The 16,950-nt window shown below is 46.2% G+C and carries 18 protein-coding genes; all 18 read right to left on the reverse strand.

The window, feature by feature from the left end:
- Window positions 1–148: 148 nt before the first annotated feature.
- The 18 genes from pduL to yfmH all read right to left on the reverse strand — a co-directional run bounded on the left by pduL (window position 149) and on the right by yfmH (window position 16,949).
- Window positions 149–724 (reverse strand): phosphate propanoyltransferase, encoded by a 576-nt coding sequence (gene pduL, locus FGT79_RS04245; RefSeq protein ID WP_138751518.1) that lies wholly within the window; start codon window positions 722–724, stop codon window positions 149–151.
- 94 nt (window positions 725–818) lie between these two features.
- A complete protein-coding gene (locus FGT79_RS04250) occupies window positions 819–1,685 on the reverse strand; it encodes a 2-oxoacid:ferredoxin oxidoreductase subunit beta (protein ID WP_138751519.1) in 867 nt (288 codons plus the stop codon).
- A complete protein-coding gene (locus FGT79_RS04255) occupies window positions 1,663–3,420 on the reverse strand; it encodes a 2-oxoacid:acceptor oxidoreductase subunit alpha (protein WP_138751520.1) in 1,758 nt (585 codons plus the stop codon). The genes FGT79_RS04250 and FGT79_RS04255 overlap by 23 nt, the downstream gene beginning before the upstream one ends.
- A 183-nt stretch (window positions 3,421–3,603) precedes the next feature.
- Window positions 3,604–4,545 (reverse strand): dipeptidase, encoded by a 942-nt coding sequence (locus FGT79_RS04260; protein ID WP_138751521.1) that lies wholly within the window; start codon window positions 4,543–4,545, stop codon window positions 3,604–3,606.
- Window positions 4,546–4,756: 211 nt separating this feature from the next.
- Window positions 4,757–5,017, reverse strand: a complete 261-nt coding sequence (locus tag FGT79_RS04265) for a stage V sporulation protein S (RefSeq protein WP_006036664.1) — start codon at window positions 5,015–5,017, stop codon at window positions 4,757–4,759.
- Window positions 5,018–5,154: 137 nt separating this feature from the next.
- A complete protein-coding gene (locus FGT79_RS04270) occupies window positions 5,155–5,949 on the reverse strand; it encodes a TIGR00282 family metallophosphoesterase (RefSeq protein ID WP_138751522.1) in 795 nt (264 codons plus the stop codon).
- Window positions 5,950–6,039: 90 nt separating this feature from the next.
- Entirely contained in the window at window positions 6,040–7,581 is a 1,542-nt protein-coding gene (gene rny, locus FGT79_RS04275) for a ribonuclease Y (RefSeq protein ID WP_138751523.1), read from the reverse strand.
- A gap of 181 nt (window positions 7,582–7,762) precedes the next feature.
- Window positions 7,763–8,467 carry a regulatory protein RecX gene (locus tag FGT79_RS04280; protein WP_246096147.1) on the reverse strand — a complete coding sequence of 235 codons (705 nt, stop codon included), beginning with the start codon at window positions 8,465–8,467 and terminating at the stop codon, window positions 7,763–7,765.
- Between the two features lie 79 nt (window positions 8,468–8,546).
- A complete protein-coding gene (gene recA / locus FGT79_RS04285; protein WP_138751524.1) occupies window positions 8,547–9,599 on the reverse strand; it encodes a recombinase RecA in 1,053 nt (350 codons plus the stop codon).
- Window positions 9,600–9,848: 249 nt separating this feature from the next.
- The gene (locus tag FGT79_RS04290) at window positions 9,849–11,099 is read right to left on the reverse strand and encodes a competence/damage-inducible protein A (protein ID WP_138751525.1); all 1,251 of its coding nucleotides are present in this window, start codon (window positions 11,097–11,099) and stop codon (window positions 9,849–9,851) included.
- A 92-nt stretch (window positions 11,100–11,191) separates the two neighbouring features.
- Entirely contained in the window at window positions 11,192–11,767 is a 576-nt protein-coding gene (gene pgsA / locus FGT79_RS04295; protein WP_138751526.1) for a CDP-diacylglycerol--glycerol-3-phosphate 3-phosphatidyltransferase, read from the reverse strand.
- Complete coding sequence (locus FGT79_RS30940) at window positions 11,764–11,907, reverse strand: hypothetical protein (RefSeq protein WP_171056072.1); 144 nt, start codon at window positions 11,905–11,907, stop codon at window positions 11,764–11,766. Before FGT79_RS30940 ends, pgsA begins: the two co-directional genes overlap by 4 nt.
- Window positions 11,908–12,148: 241 nt before the next feature.
- A complete protein-coding gene (locus FGT79_RS04300) occupies window positions 12,149–12,643 on the reverse strand; it encodes a YajQ family cyclic di-GMP-binding protein (protein WP_053375785.1) in 495 nt (164 codons plus the stop codon).
- A gap of 39 nt (window positions 12,644–12,682) precedes the next feature.
- On the reverse strand, window positions 12,683–13,582 hold the full coding sequence (locus tag FGT79_RS04305) for a helix-turn-helix domain-containing protein (RefSeq protein ID WP_138751527.1): 900 nt from the start codon (window positions 13,580–13,582) through the stop codon (window positions 12,683–12,685).
- 18 nt (window positions 13,583–13,600) lie between these two features.
- Entirely contained in the window at window positions 13,601–14,368 is a 768-nt protein-coding gene (locus tag FGT79_RS04310) for a DUF3388 domain-containing protein (protein ID WP_138751528.1), read from the reverse strand.
- A gap of 191 nt (window positions 14,369–14,559) precedes the next feature.
- Window positions 14,560–14,811: a DUF3243 domain-containing protein gene (locus FGT79_RS04315; protein ID WP_138751529.1), complete on the reverse strand. Its 252-nt coding sequence runs from the start codon at window positions 14,809–14,811 to the stop codon at window positions 14,560–14,562.
- A 108-nt stretch (window positions 14,812–14,919) separates the two neighbouring features.
- A complete protein-coding gene (gene ymfI / locus FGT79_RS04320) occupies window positions 14,920–15,666 on the reverse strand; it encodes an elongation factor P 5-aminopentanone reductase (protein WP_138751530.1) in 747 nt (248 codons plus the stop codon).
- A complete protein-coding gene (gene yfmH / locus FGT79_RS04325; RefSeq protein WP_138752924.1) occupies window positions 15,663–16,949 on the reverse strand; it encodes an EF-P 5-aminopentanol modification-associated protein YfmH in 1,287 nt (428 codons plus the stop codon). Before yfmH ends, ymfI begins: the two co-directional genes overlap by 4 nt.
- Window position 16,950: the final 1 nt, after the last annotated feature.

Here is a 16,950-nt window from a genome sequence, read left to right on the forward strand (position 1 = left end):
CTTAGTCTATATTACAAAAGACAGCTTCCGCATCGTCATAGACGACAAGGAAGCTGTCTTTATATATAAGTTCAACTCATATTTTTCGGTTGAAGTCCTCCGAGTGAATGGTTATTCCGATCGCTGTTGTTTCTATAGTTGGACTGTATTAATCAATAATTTCAGCCTTGTCCCCATTCTTGACGCCTGCTGCATTCGCTTCATCTGTATCAATATGCATGTCCAGTGCATATTGATCTGATACGCGTGCTACCACTTGCTCGAACACGACGCCGCGCTCACCTGCGAAACGTACACGTAGCTGCTGTTTGTCGGCAACGCCATACTTCTCTGCATCGCTTGTATGGAAATGGATATGTCTAGCTGCAACAATGACACCTTCTTCTATTTCAACCTCTCCAGCAGGTCCCTGAAGCTTAATTCCCGCTGAGCCTTTAACGTCTCCCGATTCTCTGACTGGCGGGTTAACGCCCAATGCGAAAGCATCTGTACGTGATACTTCAAGCTGTGTCTGCTTGCGAGCCGGCCCTAGAATTCTAACTTTACCGAAACTTCCCTTAGGTCCAACGACAGCTACTGTTTCGTTTGCGGCATATTGTTCTGGCTGGGATAGTGGCTTCATCGCTGTCAGCTCGTAGCCTTTCCCGAATAATAGCTCCACATGCTCTTGGGACAAATGAATGTGCCTTGCCGATACGCCTATTGTAACTTCTCTATGTACCATGATGTCACTCTCCTGTTATCTCTATATATTTGATTGAATGCCTCGCATGAATGAAGAAGCATACGGCTGCATAGCCGTATGCTTATCATAACACTTATTTAAATTCGGCAACAAGCTTGTCGAATTCTTCTTCTGTTATTTTAATGTTTTGCTTGGATAGACCCTCTTGCTTGAAGCCTGTAACGAGGTTCTCATAAGATTTACGTGTTTTATTCTGATAAATAAGACCCGTTAGCAAACCATTCGTTTCCATAATCTTATTCATCGCGTTCACACGGTCAGAAGGATCATAGTCTGGGAATTGCTCCAGATTGATAATATTTTCTTTAAACCAATCATAGGTATTGATTTTGTTGAACGTTACGCATGGGCTGAAAACGTTGATTAATGAGAAACCTTCATGGTTGATGCCTTCTTCAATCAATCTTGTCAATTGCTTCAAATCGCTGGAGAACGACTGGGCAACAAAGGTTGCACCTGCCGACATTGCAATTTCAAGCGGAGACAGCGTTGACTCGATGGAGCCTTCAGGCGTCGATTTTGTTTTGAATCCTTCAGCGCTTCGCGGTGACGTTTGACCTTTAGTCAGCCCGTATATTTGATTGTCCATTACGATGTACGTGACGTTCAAGTTTCTGCGGATTGCGTGTACCGTATGCCCCATACCGATTGCGAAGCCATCACCGTCGCCTCCTGAAGCGATGACGGTAAGCTCCCGGTTAGCAAGCTTTACGCCTTGCGCAATAGGCAGCACCCGTCCATGAATACCGTGGAAGCCATAAGCGTTAATATAACCAGAGATCCGGCCCGAACAGCCGATACCGGAGATAACGGCCAAATTTTCAGGCTCCAAGCCTACGTTGGCAGCAGCACGCTGAATAGCCGCTTGTATGGAAAAGTCTCCGCAGCCTGGGCACCAGTTAGGCTTCACATTGTTTCTAAACTCTTTGAACGTTGCCATCTAGACTCAACTCCTTACATGCTTTATGAATGTCTGAAGGCAGGAATGGATTGCCATCGTACTTGAGCAGGCTCTCTATTTTTTCAGCGAAGCCAGCATTCATTTTAATTTGTGCTGCCAGTTGTCCTGTAGCATTGTTTTCGAGGACAATGACTTTTTTGGCACTTTGCAAATAAGGAAGGAGCGGTTTCGTTGGGAATGGGTGAATTTGGCGAATCGTAATATGATTCGTCGTCACGCTATCTCCCGCAAGCAAGCTTCTAGCCTCATCTATAGTACCGCATGTTGAGCCCATTCCGATTATGAGAAGCTCAGGCGTCTCGTGAGGAGCATCGATGCGAATCGCATCACGAATATACATGTAATTCAGTTTATTCAACCGTTTATCCATCATATTCAGGCGATTCAATGAATTCTCAGATGGGCGTCCTGTCTCGTCATGCTCAACACCTGTTACATGGTGAAGTCCACCCTTCTCGCCTGGCAATACGCGAGGTGAAACGCCATCCTCCGTAAGCTCATACCGTTTGAAAAGTTCATGTCCTTCAAGCGCTGGCACATTCTCCACCAGCTTGCCTCGTTTAATTTCAATCTTCTTATAATCAAGCGGCTCACAAGATTGCTTACCTAGTGACAGCTGTAGATCCGTCATGAGAATAACCGGTACCTGGTATTCTTCAGCCAGGTTGAACGCTTCTATCGTATCGTAGAAGCAGTCCTCGATAGATGCAGGAGCGATTACGATTTTGGGAATTTCACCATGCGTGCCGTACACCATAGCATTAAGATCGGATTGCTCTTGCTTTGTAGGAAGACCGGTTGATGGGCCGCCCCGCTGTGTATTTACGATGACAAGCGGTGTTTCTGTCATGCCTGCCAAACCAATAGCTTCCATCATTAAGGATAAGCCGGGCCCCGCCGAAGCTGTCATCGTACGAACACCTGCATAGTTAGCGCCAATCGCCATCGTTACTGCTGCAATTTCATCCTCGGTTTGAACGACTGTTCCGCCGAATTTCGAAAGCTTCTTCGTAAGGTACTCCATAATTTCGGTAGCTGGCGTGATCGGATAAGCAGCCATCAAACGACAGCCTGCCGCTAGCGAGCCTAGTCCAATCGCTTCGTTCCCAATCATGAACAGCTTCTGCTGTCCGTCGGCCTCATCAAGCTTGAACGCATCAAGTGGACCGCCTGCTTGCTCAAGCACGAATTCAGCTCCACGTTTAACTGCTTCTATATTCTTCTCTACGATAGCTGCGCCTTTACGGCCAAATTCTTCTTCAACCGCTTTATTGAACACTTCAATCGGCAGCCCAAGCAGCGCCCAAGATGCCCCAGAAGCAACCATATTCTTCATCAAGGATGTACCTAGCTCCTCAGCCATAGCTGTAATCGGAACCGCGAACAATCTAGCATCTATACCCTCTGGAATGGTTGGTTTGAATTTCGCATCGGCTACGATTACGCCGCCAAGACGCAGCTCCTTCGCATTCAAGTCAATGCTCTCCTGGTCAAATGCAACAAGAATGTCCAGATCATCAGAAATAGCACGAATTGGCTTCGTGCTTATACGAATTTTATTGTTGGTATGGCCACCTTTGATCCGTGAAGAGAAATGCCGATACCCATATAAATAATAGCCCAAGCGATTAAGCGCCGTGGAAAAGATTCGGTCCGTACTCTCGACCCCTTCTCCTTGCTGGCCCCCGATCTTCCAAGACAATTGACTAATCAAAATGCCCAACTCCTCTTTTTCTAGAACGTGCAATTATAAAATATCATCTTGTAATTATATCGTAAACATGATGGCAGTCACAACAATTTTAAAGCGCATACCCGCAAAAATCAAGTTGTAAACGTTTAACTGAAACATAGTTGTTTGCGATTGTTACGATACCGCAAACAGAATGAACCATTTTTAGGCAGGAGGCAGATTACTTCGCAGATATCGCAGCGCATTTCCAGACATGAACCTCTTGGTTTGCTCTTCTGAGTAACGCCTCAGCAGCGCTTCTTGTAATGTGACAAGCTCGCCAGGATGCGTCAGTCCGCTCACATATTTGTCTATGCCATCAAAGTCCGAGCCCATCATAATGTGAGCCTCACCACCCAGTTCGCACATATGTTCGATATGCCTAAGCATATCCTCCACGACTACTTGATCAGCTTGAGTCACAAACCAAGGCACATACGTAATGCCAAGCATGCCATTCTGCTTAATAATGGCTTCAATTTGTCTATCGTTTAAATTGCGAGGATGGTCACAGATCGCCCTCGCATTCGAATGCGAGGCAATAAACGGCTTCTGCGACAGCTCTGCGACATCCCAGAAAGAGCGCTCTGACAAATGGGATACATCTACAATCATATCAAGCTTATTACATTCTGCTACTAGCTGCCTTCCGGCCGTTGTTAATCCGCCGCCGCGAGGCTCCATCACCCCATCTGCAGCCCAATTGGCATGATTCCACGTAATGCCGGCCGCACGAATGCCCAACTGATGCAAAATACGAAGCATGGGCAGCTGTCCTTGCAGCCCATCCACACCTTCAAGAGATAACAATGCACCTATTTTTCCTGTTTTTAAGCATAAGTCCAAATCTTCAGCTGTTCGCACCCACATCATGTCCTTGCATATCAGCACTCGTTGATGGAAGCGGTCCACGCTCTCTAGAATGGGCTCTAAACGACCATTTAACGATTCGGGAATGTAGATCGCAAAGGTCTGCAAAACCGTCCCTGCCGCCTTCAAGCGCTCGTATGTTACATCCAAGCTGCCCGGCTTGCTGTCTTGAAACGTTAAATGCTCGTCTAGCAACAGCTTGCAGAGCACATCACAATGAAAATCAACCACTTTCATAGTCGCACCACCATTCGTTAGGCTCACAGTAAGAAGAAACACCTAATGGCATCCTTTCTGTAGACGCCACCGTTTCAGCGAAACGTACAGAGAAAGTATGAGCAAATTCGTATACTTTCCAATACGTCAAAAAAACCTGTCTACGTCGTAAACAGGCGAATCGTTTCATTTGATCCAATTGGCTTGCTACTTATAACGCCGCTTGGACTTGCTACCGAGGTTCAACAATCAATTTGATTGCTGTTCGGTCCTCCCCGTCAATAACAATGTCAGTAAAAGCCGGAATACAAATCAGATCCACCCCACTGGGAGCGACAAATCCTCTAGCAATGGCAACCGCTTTGATTGCTTGGTTTAGCGCACCAGCCCCAATGGCTTGCAGCTCCGCACCGCCTCGTTCGCGGAGAACGCCAGCTAGAGCGCCTGCAACGGAATTAGGATTGGATTTTGCTGAAACTTTTAATACATCCATAAAAAGAACCTCCCCTTGGACTGTTGGATGGATTCCACTTTTAAATAGTATTCGAGGGAGATTAAAAAATTCCTGCTTTTATTCCGTCTATTCACAAACTGTTCTGAATTGTCAGAACTTTTCGAAGATTTAAAGCGTTACATTAGCAGCCATTCATCTTCAGTTAAGCGTATTTTTTCGATTTTGCGTGCTTCTCCTGTCGCATCGTCAATTTGTACAGAAATAGCATGCAAATGCCATTTCCCTTCATCCACTACGAAGCGGACCGGCAACTGCGTTATAAATTTATGTAGTACAGCATTCCGTTCCATGCCGAGCACGCCTTCCTTAGGACCTACCATGCCAACGTCTGTAATATAGGCAGTTCCGCCAGGAAGAATCGTATCATCATTCGTCTGCACATGTGTGTGTGTTCCAAGCACAATAGAAGCTCTGCCATCTAGATGCCAGCCCATCGCAATTTTCTCGGACGTTGCCTCTGCGTGGAAATCGACCAATATATTGTTCGTTTTTTCCCTAGCCGCTTCAACTAACTCATCCGCCTTGCGGAAGGGGCAATCGATCGGCGGTAAGAAGGTTCTGCCTTGCAGATTAATGATCGCCAGCTGCTTCCCGCCTGCTTTGATGAAGGCCATGCCTTGTCCAGGCGCGCCTTCTGCATAGTTGGCAGGTCTAACAATACGAGGCTCATCGTCTATCCATTCAAAAATATCTTTATTATCCCACGTATGGTTGCCCATTGTGATGCCATGGATGCCCCATTCGAAAAATTCCTTAGCTATAGTTGCCGTTATGCCGCGTCCTGCAGCAGCATTCTCGCCGTTAGCAATGATGATATGAGGATTATATTTGCTTTTAAGAGCCGGAAGCACACGCTTTAAAGCGCTTCTGCCTACATTGCCTACAATATCTCCGATAAATAATACGTTCATGTGAATACACTTCCTTTTTTTGTACGCCTGCAAACAGAAAAGTGGCTAACTAGCAGCCACTTTTCTGAAAAGCCGATATTTTATTGTTGCTTACTTCGCATATTCAACCGCGCGTGTTTCTCGAATGACCGTAACCTTAATATGTCCCGGATAATCAAGCTCGCTCTCGATTTTTTTCGTAATATCACGTGCTAGGCGGAATGCTTCCGTATCGTCGATTTTCTCTGGCTGAACCATAACACGTACTTCGCGGCCAGCTTGAATCGCGTACGATTTCTCCACGCCTTCAAACGATTCAGAGATATCTTCAAGCTTCTCCAGTCGTTTGATATACGTTTCTAGCGTTTCACGTCGTGCTCCAGGACGTGCAGCAGACAATGCGTCAGCCGCGCCTACGAGCATCGCGATAACGGAAGTTGCTTCCGTATCTCCGTGATGAGAAGCAATACTGTTTATTACGACAGGATGCTCCTTGTATTTCTTAGCAAGTTCAACGCCGATCTCGACATGCGAGCCTTCCACTTCGTGATCCAAAGCTTTACCGATATCATGCAGCAATCCTGCACGCTTCGCCAAAGTAACATCTTGGCCAAGCTCTGCTGCCATCAAACCAGTTAAGTAAGCGACCTCCATAGAATGCTTCAACACGTTCTGACCATAACTTGTCCGATACTTCAATCGTCCCAAAATCTTGATTAAATCCGGGTGCAAGCTATGAACGCCAACCTCGAAAGTAGCCTGCTCACCGTATTCACGGATACGCTCGTCCACTTCTTTGCGAGATTTTTCAACCATTTCTTCAATGCGGGCAGGATGGATACGACCGTCAGCCACAAGCTTTTCCAAAGAAGTGCGGGCAATTTCGCGTCTTATCGGGTCGAAACCAGATAAAATGACCGCTTCCGGTGTATCGTCGATGATAAGATCGATACCAGTCAATGTTTCCAAAGCACGGATATTACGGCCTTCACGCCCAATTATACGGCCTTTCATCTCTTCATTAGGCAATGTTACGACGGATACCGTCGTCTCAGCCACATGATCAGCCGCACAGCGCTGAATAGCTAGTGAAATAATATCACGGGCTTTCTTATCGGCCTCTTCTTTCGCTTGCTGCTCGATCTCTTTAATCATTTGTGCTGTTTCATGTCGGACTTCCTGCTCAACATTAGATAAAATGATCGATTTCGCGTCTTCCGTTGTCAGACTCGATATACGTTCCAATTCACTAAGCTGCTGCTTGTAAATGGAATCGATCTGCTCTTGCGTTTCTTCGATCCGTTTTTCTTTGTTGGCTACAGTTTCTTCTTTGCGTTCCAGCGCTTCTAACTTTTTATCCAGCGACTCCTCTTTTTGGAGTAAACGTCTTTCCTGACGTTGAGCCTCGTTGCGACGTTCGCGAATGTCTCTCTCGGCTTCGGAACGAAGTTTGTGGACTTCATCTTTTGCCTCCAGCACCGTTTCCTTCTTCTGAGCTTCCGCTTCTTTCTTCGCATTTTCTACGATGACGACAGCAGCTTGCTCAGCACTGGAAATTTTGGCTTCGGCAATCGACTTTCGAGTAAAAAAACCAATCCCAAAGAAAATTGCGCCAACAAAGAGACAGATCAAGATCCAAATGACTTCAGGCATCTTGTTCACCTCCTTGTTGCATACACCAAGGCACTGCTTGGGATGATATTAGGTTTTCAACCGGCTTCAAACCGTTTCAACAATTACTAATTTGACGAAAATAATCGTTTTGAATCAACTTTTGGAAGGAAAATTGATTCAATACTGAAGGAATACAACCTCATTTTATCTTTTCGTAAAATCAATTGTCAAGCAAAAGCCCATCATCTTCCTCGAATGCTTCTTCTGCCCCATCTACATCTATCCACTTTATTGCTTTCTTCACGACATCGCCAGGAAAGCCTCTGCGCATTAAATAGCCCATAAGCTTGCGCTTTCTCTCGAATGTCTCTCCTTTTAAGGAGCGCCATTTCTTCTCGGCAGCTTTCTTCGCAGACGCTAATTCAGCTTCATCATCTAATGCATCGATTGCTTCCGCTGCGGCTTCTTTCGACACGCCTCGCTGCTGCAGCTCCTGCTTAATGAATCGTCGGCCCTTTAAGCCGTTCTTCAACCGTCCAGCGGCAAATTGGCGTGCATATTGTTCATCATCCACAATATGCTCCCTTTCTAAACGGTCTAATGCATATTGAATGTTGTCATGCTCGAACAGCTTGCGGCTCAAATATTGCTCGATCTGCTTTCTTGTTCGCGGCTTAGCTCCCAGATAGCCTATTGCAAGCACGTAGGAACGATAACGTTCGTCTTCGGATCGTATTTCTTCGATCTGGACCTCCGTCAACAGCTGACCCTTCGTCAACCGGAAGCGAATCAGTATATCCTCATGAACAGACAGCAACGGCTCCTCTGCTTCAGCAAAAAGATGGTACAATCTTCGTTCCTTTTTATCAAGGCGAACAGACAAGATCATCCATTCTTCTTCATTGTGGACAATGGTTGAAGTCACGCCGTACTTCCTCTCTAAACACAGCTTCGCCGCCCCTTCAGGGGCGGCGAAGCATGGGCACGTATAATGTTAATTCGATTTATTCCAGATCTTCGAACTCTTCGTCATCCTCTTCCTCAGCTTTGAAATTAGCCTGAGTAGCTGTAGCCGAGAGATTGCTCGCATCGCGAATCTGCTTCTCAATTACTTCGGCAACATCCTTATGATCTTTCAAATACTGCTTCGCATTCTCACGGCCCTGTCCAAGACGCTCGCCGTTATAAGAGAACCATGCGCCGCTCTTCTGCACGATATCCATCTCAACGCCGAGATCCACAAGAGTTCCTTCTCTCGAGATACCCTCGCCATACATGATATCGATTTCTGCTTGTTTGAACGGAGGTGCGACTTTGTTCTTAACAACCTTAATACGAGTCCGGTTACCTACCATGTCGTTACCTTGCTTCAATGTCTCAATACGGCGAACGTCAAGACGCACGCTCGAGTAGAACTTCAAAGCTCGACCACCTGGCGTAGTCTCAGGGTTACCGAACATAACGCCAACCTTCTCACGAAGCTGATTGATAAAGATCGCAATGGTCTTCGATTTACTAATCGCACCTGATAGCTTACGAAGTGCTTGCGACATTAAACGAGCTTGCAGACCTACGTGAGAATCACCCATATCTCCTTCGATCTCTGCCTTAGGCACGAGTGCAGCAACGGAGTCGATAACAACGATGTCAACAGCGCCGCTGCGAACAAGTGCTTCAGCAATTTCCAAAGCCTGCTCACCCGTATCCGGCTGAGACAGCAATAGCTCATCAATGTTGACACCAAGCTTACTCGCATAAAGCGGGTCAAGCGCATGCTCCGCATCGATAAAGGCAGCTTGTCCGCCAATCCGTTGAACTTCTGCAATCGCGTGCAGCGCGACTGTTGTTTTACCGGAAGATTCCGGTCCGTATATTTCAATAACACGTCCACGCGGCAAGCCGCCTATTCCCAATGCAATATCAAGAGCAAGTGAACCGCTAGGAACGGTCTCAACTTGCATGTGTGTAGATTCTCCTAATTTCATGATGGAGCCTTTACCAAATTGTTTCTCAATTTGACGCAAAGCCATTTCCAGTGCAGCGCGACGATCCGACAAGAAACTCACATCCTTCTTTATTTATAATGTTATGATACCTTGTTTCGTTCGGGATGACAAGCATTTTTTCGAACATACATTCGTATTTTTGCTTCCTCCCTAGTTATGGGCATAAAAAAACCGCAGCAAAGTATTCTTCGCCACGGTTCTTCCGGTAACTGTCTTTTATTATAACGGGCTCATCCACAATTGACAAACATTATTTGCTGTAAGAAACGAATCAGATATGTCAATCTTCATTAGGGATGATTATTTGCTTTGAAGCGCCTGCCATAAACGATACAGAGCCGCTTTCACCGCCCGAAGCCTGATCATGCTTCTTCCACCGCTCAGATTCAACGTAAATACCTCAGTTGCCCTCCCGCGCTCTGATATGCCGACATACACAAGTCCCACCGGCTTGCCCTCTGACTCAGCAGGTCCAGCTACACCGGTCAAGGAAACACCGAAGTCTGCACCTGCGACCTCTCTGACGCGCTCTGCCATTAATGCAGCAGTCGTGTCGCTGATCGCACCAGGAGAACCTTCGCCTTCGAGCTGAACCATCGGAATGCTGAGCAGATGATGTTTCATTATATTCGTGTAAGTGACAACCCCGCCTACGTACTCTCCACTGCTCCCTGGAACGTTTGTAATGAGCTCGGCGAATAAACCCCCGCTGCAGCTTTCTGCACTCGCCAGCTTGCGGTTTGAGGCCCTTAGAAGGTGTACAATCTCTACTTCAAGCGGAATGTCTTCCTGTGCATAAAGAAACTCGCCTACCAAGGCTTTAATTTTTGCAACAGTTTCGTCAATTTTTAGATCCGCGTCGATAGCCGAGCTTGCTTTGGTGGAAACCCGAATAGAAACCTCGCCTTCCTTCGCATAAGGAGCGATAGTTGGATCGACCTGCCCGTCAATGAGATCAAGCAGCTTTGCTTCCAAGTTTGATTCTCCGATGCCAGCGAACTTCAGAATTCGTGAATAGAGCGGGTCTGCAGCTCCGAGCATCGTCCGCAGCCACAATTCACCCGCACCGTCCATCATCGGCTTCATTTCACGCGGGGGTCCGGGAAGCAGTAAGTAGTGCGTTCCGTCAACCGACAGCCCGTTACCGACCGCGAGGCCCGTTGTATTCTCAAGCGGCTCGCCACCCTCGATCATCAATGCCTGTCGACGGTTGCTCTCCACCATATGGATGCCCCGTGATTGGAACATCTGCTCGATTTGAGCCATGGATGGCTCATGAATTACAAGCTTGCGATCCAAGTATTCCGCTAACACATCCTTAGTAAGGTCATCCTGTGTGGGGCCTAGCCCACCAGTAAACACAAGCAAATCGGCTCTGCTCCGTCCAATCTCAATGGCTTCTCTGAGCCGCTTCGCATTGTCGCCTACCACCGTTTGGAAATAAACATCTACACCTAGACCTGCCAACTTCTGAGATAAAAACTGCGCATTCGTATTCACAATTTGACCGAGCAGCAGCTCCGTACCGACAGCTATAATTTCTGCTTTCATAATTTGAGATCTCCTCCATGTTTCGTTATAGGTAGAATTATCGCCATATATGCAAAAGCATCCCTCCGTTTAAACGGAAAGATGCTTTGGCCTTATTCTACCGGAATCAAATGCTTGTTCTTCAAGAAATAATCGATGCCTGAGTAGACTGTAATGGCCGCTGCCACCCAGCTCGCAATAACATCAAATGGAAAATCAATGAAATTGAATGGGAAGTTGTTGATCAATAACGCGATAATCATCGTGATTTGAATCGCCGTCTTCCATTTGCCCCAAGTACTGGCAGCCATAACAGAGCCTTCTAGAAGAGCGATTTGGCGAAGACCCGTCACAGCAAACTCGCGGCTGATGATCACAATCGCTATCAGAGCGTTCAGCTTATCCATTTCAACGAGAGAAATAAGAACGGCTGCAACGAGCAACTTATCTGCAAGAGGATCAAGCAGCTTGCCTAGATTGGTTACGATTTTGTTCTTGCGGGCAATGTAACCGTCCAGCCCGTCCGTACTTGCCGCCACAATAAAAATGAGTGCCGCTGCGATTTGATTGTATGTAATGGAGAAGTCTGAAATAGTAAACGACCCCAAATCCACTTTGATAAGCAGAAAAAACATAATAACCGGCACCAAAAATATTCTGGCAAGCGTTATGCGGTTCGCCAGATTCACGCTATTCCCTCCTCGGATCGATCTAACTCATAGGTGTACGTTACGCGAATCTGTTGTTCATGGAAATGATCAGCTTTCGGCTCTGAATACGAGGCGAATGCCCTGCAGTCTTGAGCGTCGGCCTGCGTGCTTTCTCTCATTTATGTATCCCCCAGATCCTACTTTGAAGCTGTCTCAACAAGTATAATACATGAAAATTCACGTGTCAAAAAGGGCGAAAGCCTCATCTGCGATTAAGAAGAAACGGCTGACGCCGTCCTCTGGCGGAGCGGCACGTTCCATTGCGAGAAATATAGAGAAAGGTTAGCGAAATCATATACTTTCCTATATTTCAAACGAAAAGCCCCGTTTCTCGATATCCGAAGAAACGAAGCTTCGTTATTATGAACGATAATTGGTAAATTGCAGTTCTACCGGAAGATCCGCTTCGCGAAGCAGCTTCATCACGGCTTGCAAGTCGTCAAGACTTTTTCCTGAAACTCTTATTTGATCGCCTTGAATAAGGCTTTTCACTTTAAGCTTAGAATCACGGATCAGAATATTGATCTTTTTGGACACGTCCTGCTCAATGCCCTGTCTCAGCTTGATGCGCTGGCGAACCGTATTGCCGGAAGCGCCCTCGATTTTACCATAATCCAAATTTTTGATCGGAACGCCTCGTTTGACCATTTTGGACAACAAAATATCCAGCACGTTTTTAAGCTTGTAATCGTCCTCGGAGGCAACAACAAGCTCTTCTTTCTCAAGTGCGATGGAGCTCTTGCTTCCTTTGAAATCGAAACGTGTTTCAATCTCCCGCTCCGCTTGCTTGATTGCGTTAGCCAATTCCTGCATATCTACTTTAGATACAATATCAAATGCATTTTCTGAAGCCATAAAAATCTCTCCTTTGGTACGCTCTTCATACGCACATCATTATTCGGTTTGATTCGCATCATTGCTAGGTGTAACCGTAGCTCCCGACGTTGATGCATCATTTGTAATAGGCTGAAGCAAAAGTTTTTTGGATGTAGCACGATCGCCGTCCGGCACCAAAACACCATCTACCTTTATTTCAATCAGATCGGCTCTGCCTACATTAATGTAAAGCGTGCCGTTTAGATCAAATGTTTCTGTCGTCCCATCCTCGGCATTGGCCGAGAATAACTTCTCGCCCTGATTGCTTCCAACTCGAACTTCCAACCAGCTTCTTCCACCGGTCACTTTCACTTCAACCTTATGTACCTTCCCAGCAGGACCAATATTATATTGATCGGACTTGCCGACCTTGCTTCCAAAGACAACCGTAGTCGGTGCCTCAGTAGGAGTTGGAGTGACTGGCTCCTTAGTAGGCGTTACAGCGCTGCCGCCTTCATTCTTGACTGGTGGCTCCGATGCCTCGGTTATATTCGTACTGTTGTCCACTTGCTTAGGTCCATCCGTATCTTTATTAATCACATAGACCCAAATGACAACAACGATAAGAATAAGGAAAGACCACATCACGACACTAAAACCAATTTTGCCTAGTCTCTCTGAGGATTGCGACTTCACCTTGCGTGGTGATCTCACGACAAGAGGCTCAGCGATTTGCTCTACAGCTGCTGGCACCTCATGCTGATACAAACGAAGCACTTCGTCGGGATCAAGTCCAACAGCCTCTGAGTAATTTTTCACAAATGCCCGCACGTAGAATGGGCCCGGTAAAACCGTATGGTCACCACTTTCAATCGCTTCCAAATACCGTTTTCTGATTTTTGTCGTTTCTTGAATATCATCAAGTGTTAATCCATGTTGGTCTCTCGCCTTGCGAAGTAATTCTCCCAAATCAGACATGAGACGGCCTCCTTTCGATTAGAAATCGTCTGTATAGTTAGCTGTAAAAGACTCATATGATATTTCTTCATCCGGCGTATTGCGCAATTCAACAATAATATCAAAATGGCTGTAATCGAAATTAGATTCCTTAATGAAAATATCCGGATGCTCAATCACTTTAGTTGAAGGCATCGCCATAATTTCTTGCAGCAATCCGTAATGCTTCTCATTGGAACGAATGGTGCTTACAATCCCGTCAATAATAAAAATATTGTTCGGCTGCATTTCATCCTCAGACAGCTGACTTCTCACCGTTTGGCGAAGTAAGGTCGATGAAACGAAGGTCCAGCGCTTATTCGAACACACACTTCCGGCAATGATGGATTCCGTCTTGCCTACGCGTGGCATTCCTCTTAATCCTATAACCTGATTGCCGTCGCGTTTAAACACTTCACCCAAGAAATCCACCAAAATACCGAGCTCATCCCGCGTAAAACGAAACGTCTTGCGATCATCTGAATCGCGCTCGATATAACGGCCATGGCGTACCGCCAATATATCAACGATTGTAGGCGTTCTCAGTTTATTAACAGTAATATTATCAACCTTTTGAAGCATTTTCCCCAGCAATTCAATCTTCTCATCATCATCCGTTTGCAGCAACATACCCCTTGTGCGATCCTCAACGCCATTAATCGTCATAATATTGACTTCAAGCATACCGAGAAGAGAAGCGATATCACCAAGCAAACCAGGCCTATTTTTATGTATTTTGTATTCCATATACCATTGTTTTGACTCCAATTCTTTCACCGTCCTAAACCTGTTTCTTATAGAAGTATGTAAATGATGGATATGTACGTCATGAAACATAATTCTACAATTTTCGTCACAATCCTGCAACCCAAAAAGAAACATTGCAGAAAAGCCTCCAGTGGGAGGCTTTCCTGCTTCTGCTTCTACGTGAGGAGAATGACGACGTGGTAGAAAAACAACTACGATTTTTGGACGAGCTTGACCATAAGACAAGCCAGCGTTTTGCGTTCCGCCTCATCGCCCGCATCCCATAGCTGCTTCAATACGCGCTCTTCCTCGTTTTTCGGGTCTACCTTCTCATCGAGAAAGGTACCGATTTCGTAAGCTAGGCTTGAAATCGTTTCTTCAGTCATTCCAATCTTTTTCGCTTGTGACACACGGTCTGCCAAAAAATGCTTCCATGTAGCAAAATTAGAAAGGACAGTTGACATTTTTCTTCGCCTCCTAAAGGTATAGAAAAGAATCATCAACAGTCTTATCATGTGTAAAAGCAACTAAGGTTATGCATCCTGCTCGTCCCAATTTGAAACGCGAAAGACTTATGTATGCCAGCCGCCATTCGGGCTGATGACTTGACCTGTGATGTAGGAGGATTCAGGCAAAGCAAGAAAATAAACAAGCGAAGCAATTTCCTCTGTGGAACCAAAGCGTCCGACAGGAATTTCCTGCTGAATCGCAGCTTTCTCCTCTGCATCGAATCCATCCATCATCTCTGTTTCTACAGCACCTGGAGCCACAGCATTAACCGTAACACCTGTAGGAGCAAGTTCCTTAGCCAGTGCTTTGGTGAATGCGTTCATGCCGCCTTTCGTTGTCGAATAAAGCACCTCGCAGGACGCACCTGACATCCCCCATATCGAGGAGACATTAACGATGCGCCCATATCGCTGTGCAACCATATGCGGCATAAACAGCTGAGAGCAAAGAAACATGCCCTTGAGATTAACGGACATGACGTTATCCCACTCTTCCTCTGATACATCCATCAGCATGCCGTAATGCGATATACCGCCATTGTTGACCAATATATCTGGAAGCATCTGATGACTCGCCAGTTTATCACGCATCCGCTCAAGCTGCTCCTTCGAACGCAAATCAGCTGAGATAGTGAGGACATTGGCTCCTAACGCCATACAGGTTCTTGCTGTTTCATTAGCGGTCTCATGAGACTGCAAATAATGAATGACAATATTGACTCCTTCTGCCGCGAATCGCTTCGCAATGGCAGCTCCAATCCCGCGGCTTCCCCCAGTTATCAATACTGTCATTTGCTGGAGCGTCTTCATTGGGCAGGCTGTTCCACAATAGATACGGCCAATTGATCGAAGTCGAAATGTGCACGAAGACGATCATTCACATCCGCAAGCGTAGTTTTCTCATAAAATGCCAGTACGTCGAACATATCGCTGTCACGGAACCGGTATCTCGTAAATTCACCGGCGATTGCTTCTGGGGAATTGAGCATCCGCAAATATCCGCCGATTTTCTTTCGTTTGGCTCTCTCAAAAGCCGTTGGCTCAATGCCGTTCTCTAATGCTGCTTCTACTGCTGTACGGAACTGCTCAACAAGTTCATCCGGGCTGCGCGTGTCTCCACCGATTACAGAGAATGCATAACCTGTACTTGAATTGAATTCATGTCCGAATGAATCTGAAATAAGATCACTCTCATACAGCTGTTGATACAGCTTCGAACTAGGACCGATCAGCGCCTCCAGCATCAGCTTGGTCGTAACCTCAAGGCGAAGAAGCTCCTCTCCGTTCAAACCTGTTTGCTTTTCTTTGAAACCGAGCATGCATTTGGGCAATGACACTGGAAGTTCCGTTACTTTGCGGGTAATTTTGACCGATTGCGGCTCATCATCGAAGTAGCGAGAAATCGCTCCCTGCTTCTCGAATTTTTTCGCTCTTTGATTGTCCCGCACTAACTGAAACACTTCCTCCGCCTTCACGCCGCCAACCACAAACAGAAGCATGTTGGATGGATGGTAGAAGGTTTCATAGCATTGATACAGCATTTCCTTATCAATCTGCCTTATCGAGTCTACCGTGCCGGCAATGTCGATATGAACAGGATGCTTGTGGTACAAGGCATCGATCAACCCGAAATACACTCTCCAATCGGGATTGTCGCGGTACATATTGATTTCTTGTTCAATAATTCCTTTTTCCTTTTCTACATTCGTGTCGGTGAAATAAGGATTCTGTACAAAGTTGATCAACGTCTCCAAATTGGCATGGATTTGCTCTGTCGCTGAGAACAAATATACCGTCCGATCAAAACTTGTGAACGCGTTAGCGGAAGCTCCTTGGGATGCAAAAACCGCGAAAATGTCGCCAGTCGGCTCTTCGAACATTTTGTGCTCCAAAAAGTGTGCAATGCCATCCGGCACTTTCACTGGCGATTGATCGCCAACTGCGAAATGATTATCGACAGAACCATATTTCGTTGAGAATGTCGCATACGTTTTATTGAAGCCCTCTTTGGGCATAACGATGACCTCAAGTCCGTTCTCAAGCACCTCGCGATATAGCGTTTCCTGGACGTTAGGATAGTTAAGGGTTTGCATC

The sequence above is a fragment of the Paenibacillus sinopodophylli genome (genome assembly GCF_005930355.1).
Lineage (GTDB): Bacteria > Bacillota > Bacilli > Paenibacillales > Paenibacillaceae > Pristimantibacillus > Pristimantibacillus sinopodophylli.

What these genes read in the sequence shown, in the direction of transcription:
- FGT79_RS04290 (WP_138751525.1), bottom strand. Translation starts at nt 11,099, where the DNA reads ATGAAAGCAGAAATTATAGCTGTCGGTACGGAGCTGCTGCTCGGTCAA.
- FGT79_RS04250 (WP_138751519.1), bottom strand. Translation starts at nt 1,685, where the DNA reads ATGGCAACGTTCAAAGAGTTTAGAAACAATGTGAAGCCTAACTGGTGC.
- ymfI (WP_138751530.1), bottom strand. Translation starts at nt 15,666, where the DNA reads ATGAAGACGCTCCAGCAAATGACAGTATTGATAACTGGGGGAAGCCGC.
- FGT79_RS04260 (WP_138751521.1), bottom strand. Translation starts at nt 4,545, where the DNA reads ATGAAAGTGGTTGATTTTCATTGTGATGTGCTCTGCAAGCTGTTGCTA.
- yfmH (WP_138752924.1), bottom strand. Translation starts at nt 16,949, where the DNA reads ATGCAAACCCTTAACTATCCTAACGTCCAGGAAACGCTATATCGCGAG.
- FGT79_RS04270 (WP_138751522.1), bottom strand. Translation starts at nt 5,949, where the DNA reads ATGAACGTATTATTTATCGGAGATATTGTAGGCAATGTAGGCAGAAGC.
- FGT79_RS04265 (WP_006036664.1), bottom strand. Translation starts at nt 5,017, where the DNA reads ATGGATGTATTAAAAGTTTCAGCAAAATCCAATCCTAATTCCGTTGCA.
- FGT79_RS04315 (WP_138751529.1), bottom strand. Translation starts at nt 14,811, where the DNA reads ATGTCAACTGTCCTTTCTAATTTTGCTACATGGAAGCATTTTTTGGCA.
- FGT79_RS04300 (WP_053375785.1), bottom strand. Translation starts at nt 12,643, where the DNA reads ATGGCTTCAGAAAATGCATTTGATATTGTATCTAAAGTAGATATGCAG.
- FGT79_RS30940 (WP_171056072.1), bottom strand. Translation starts at nt 11,907, where the DNA reads ATGAGAGAAAGCACGCAGGCCGACGCTCAAGACTGCAGGGCATTCGCC.
- FGT79_RS04305 (WP_138751527.1), bottom strand. Translation starts at nt 13,582, where the DNA reads ATGTCTGATTTGGGAGAATTACTTCGCAAGGCGAGAGACCAACATGGA.
- rny (WP_138751523.1), bottom strand. Translation starts at nt 7,581, where the DNA reads ATGCCTGAAGTCATTTGGATCTTGATCTGTCTCTTTGTTGGCGCAATT.
- pduL (WP_138751518.1), bottom strand. Translation starts at nt 724, where the DNA reads ATGGTACATAGAGAAGTTACAATAGGCGTATCGGCAAGGCACATTCAT.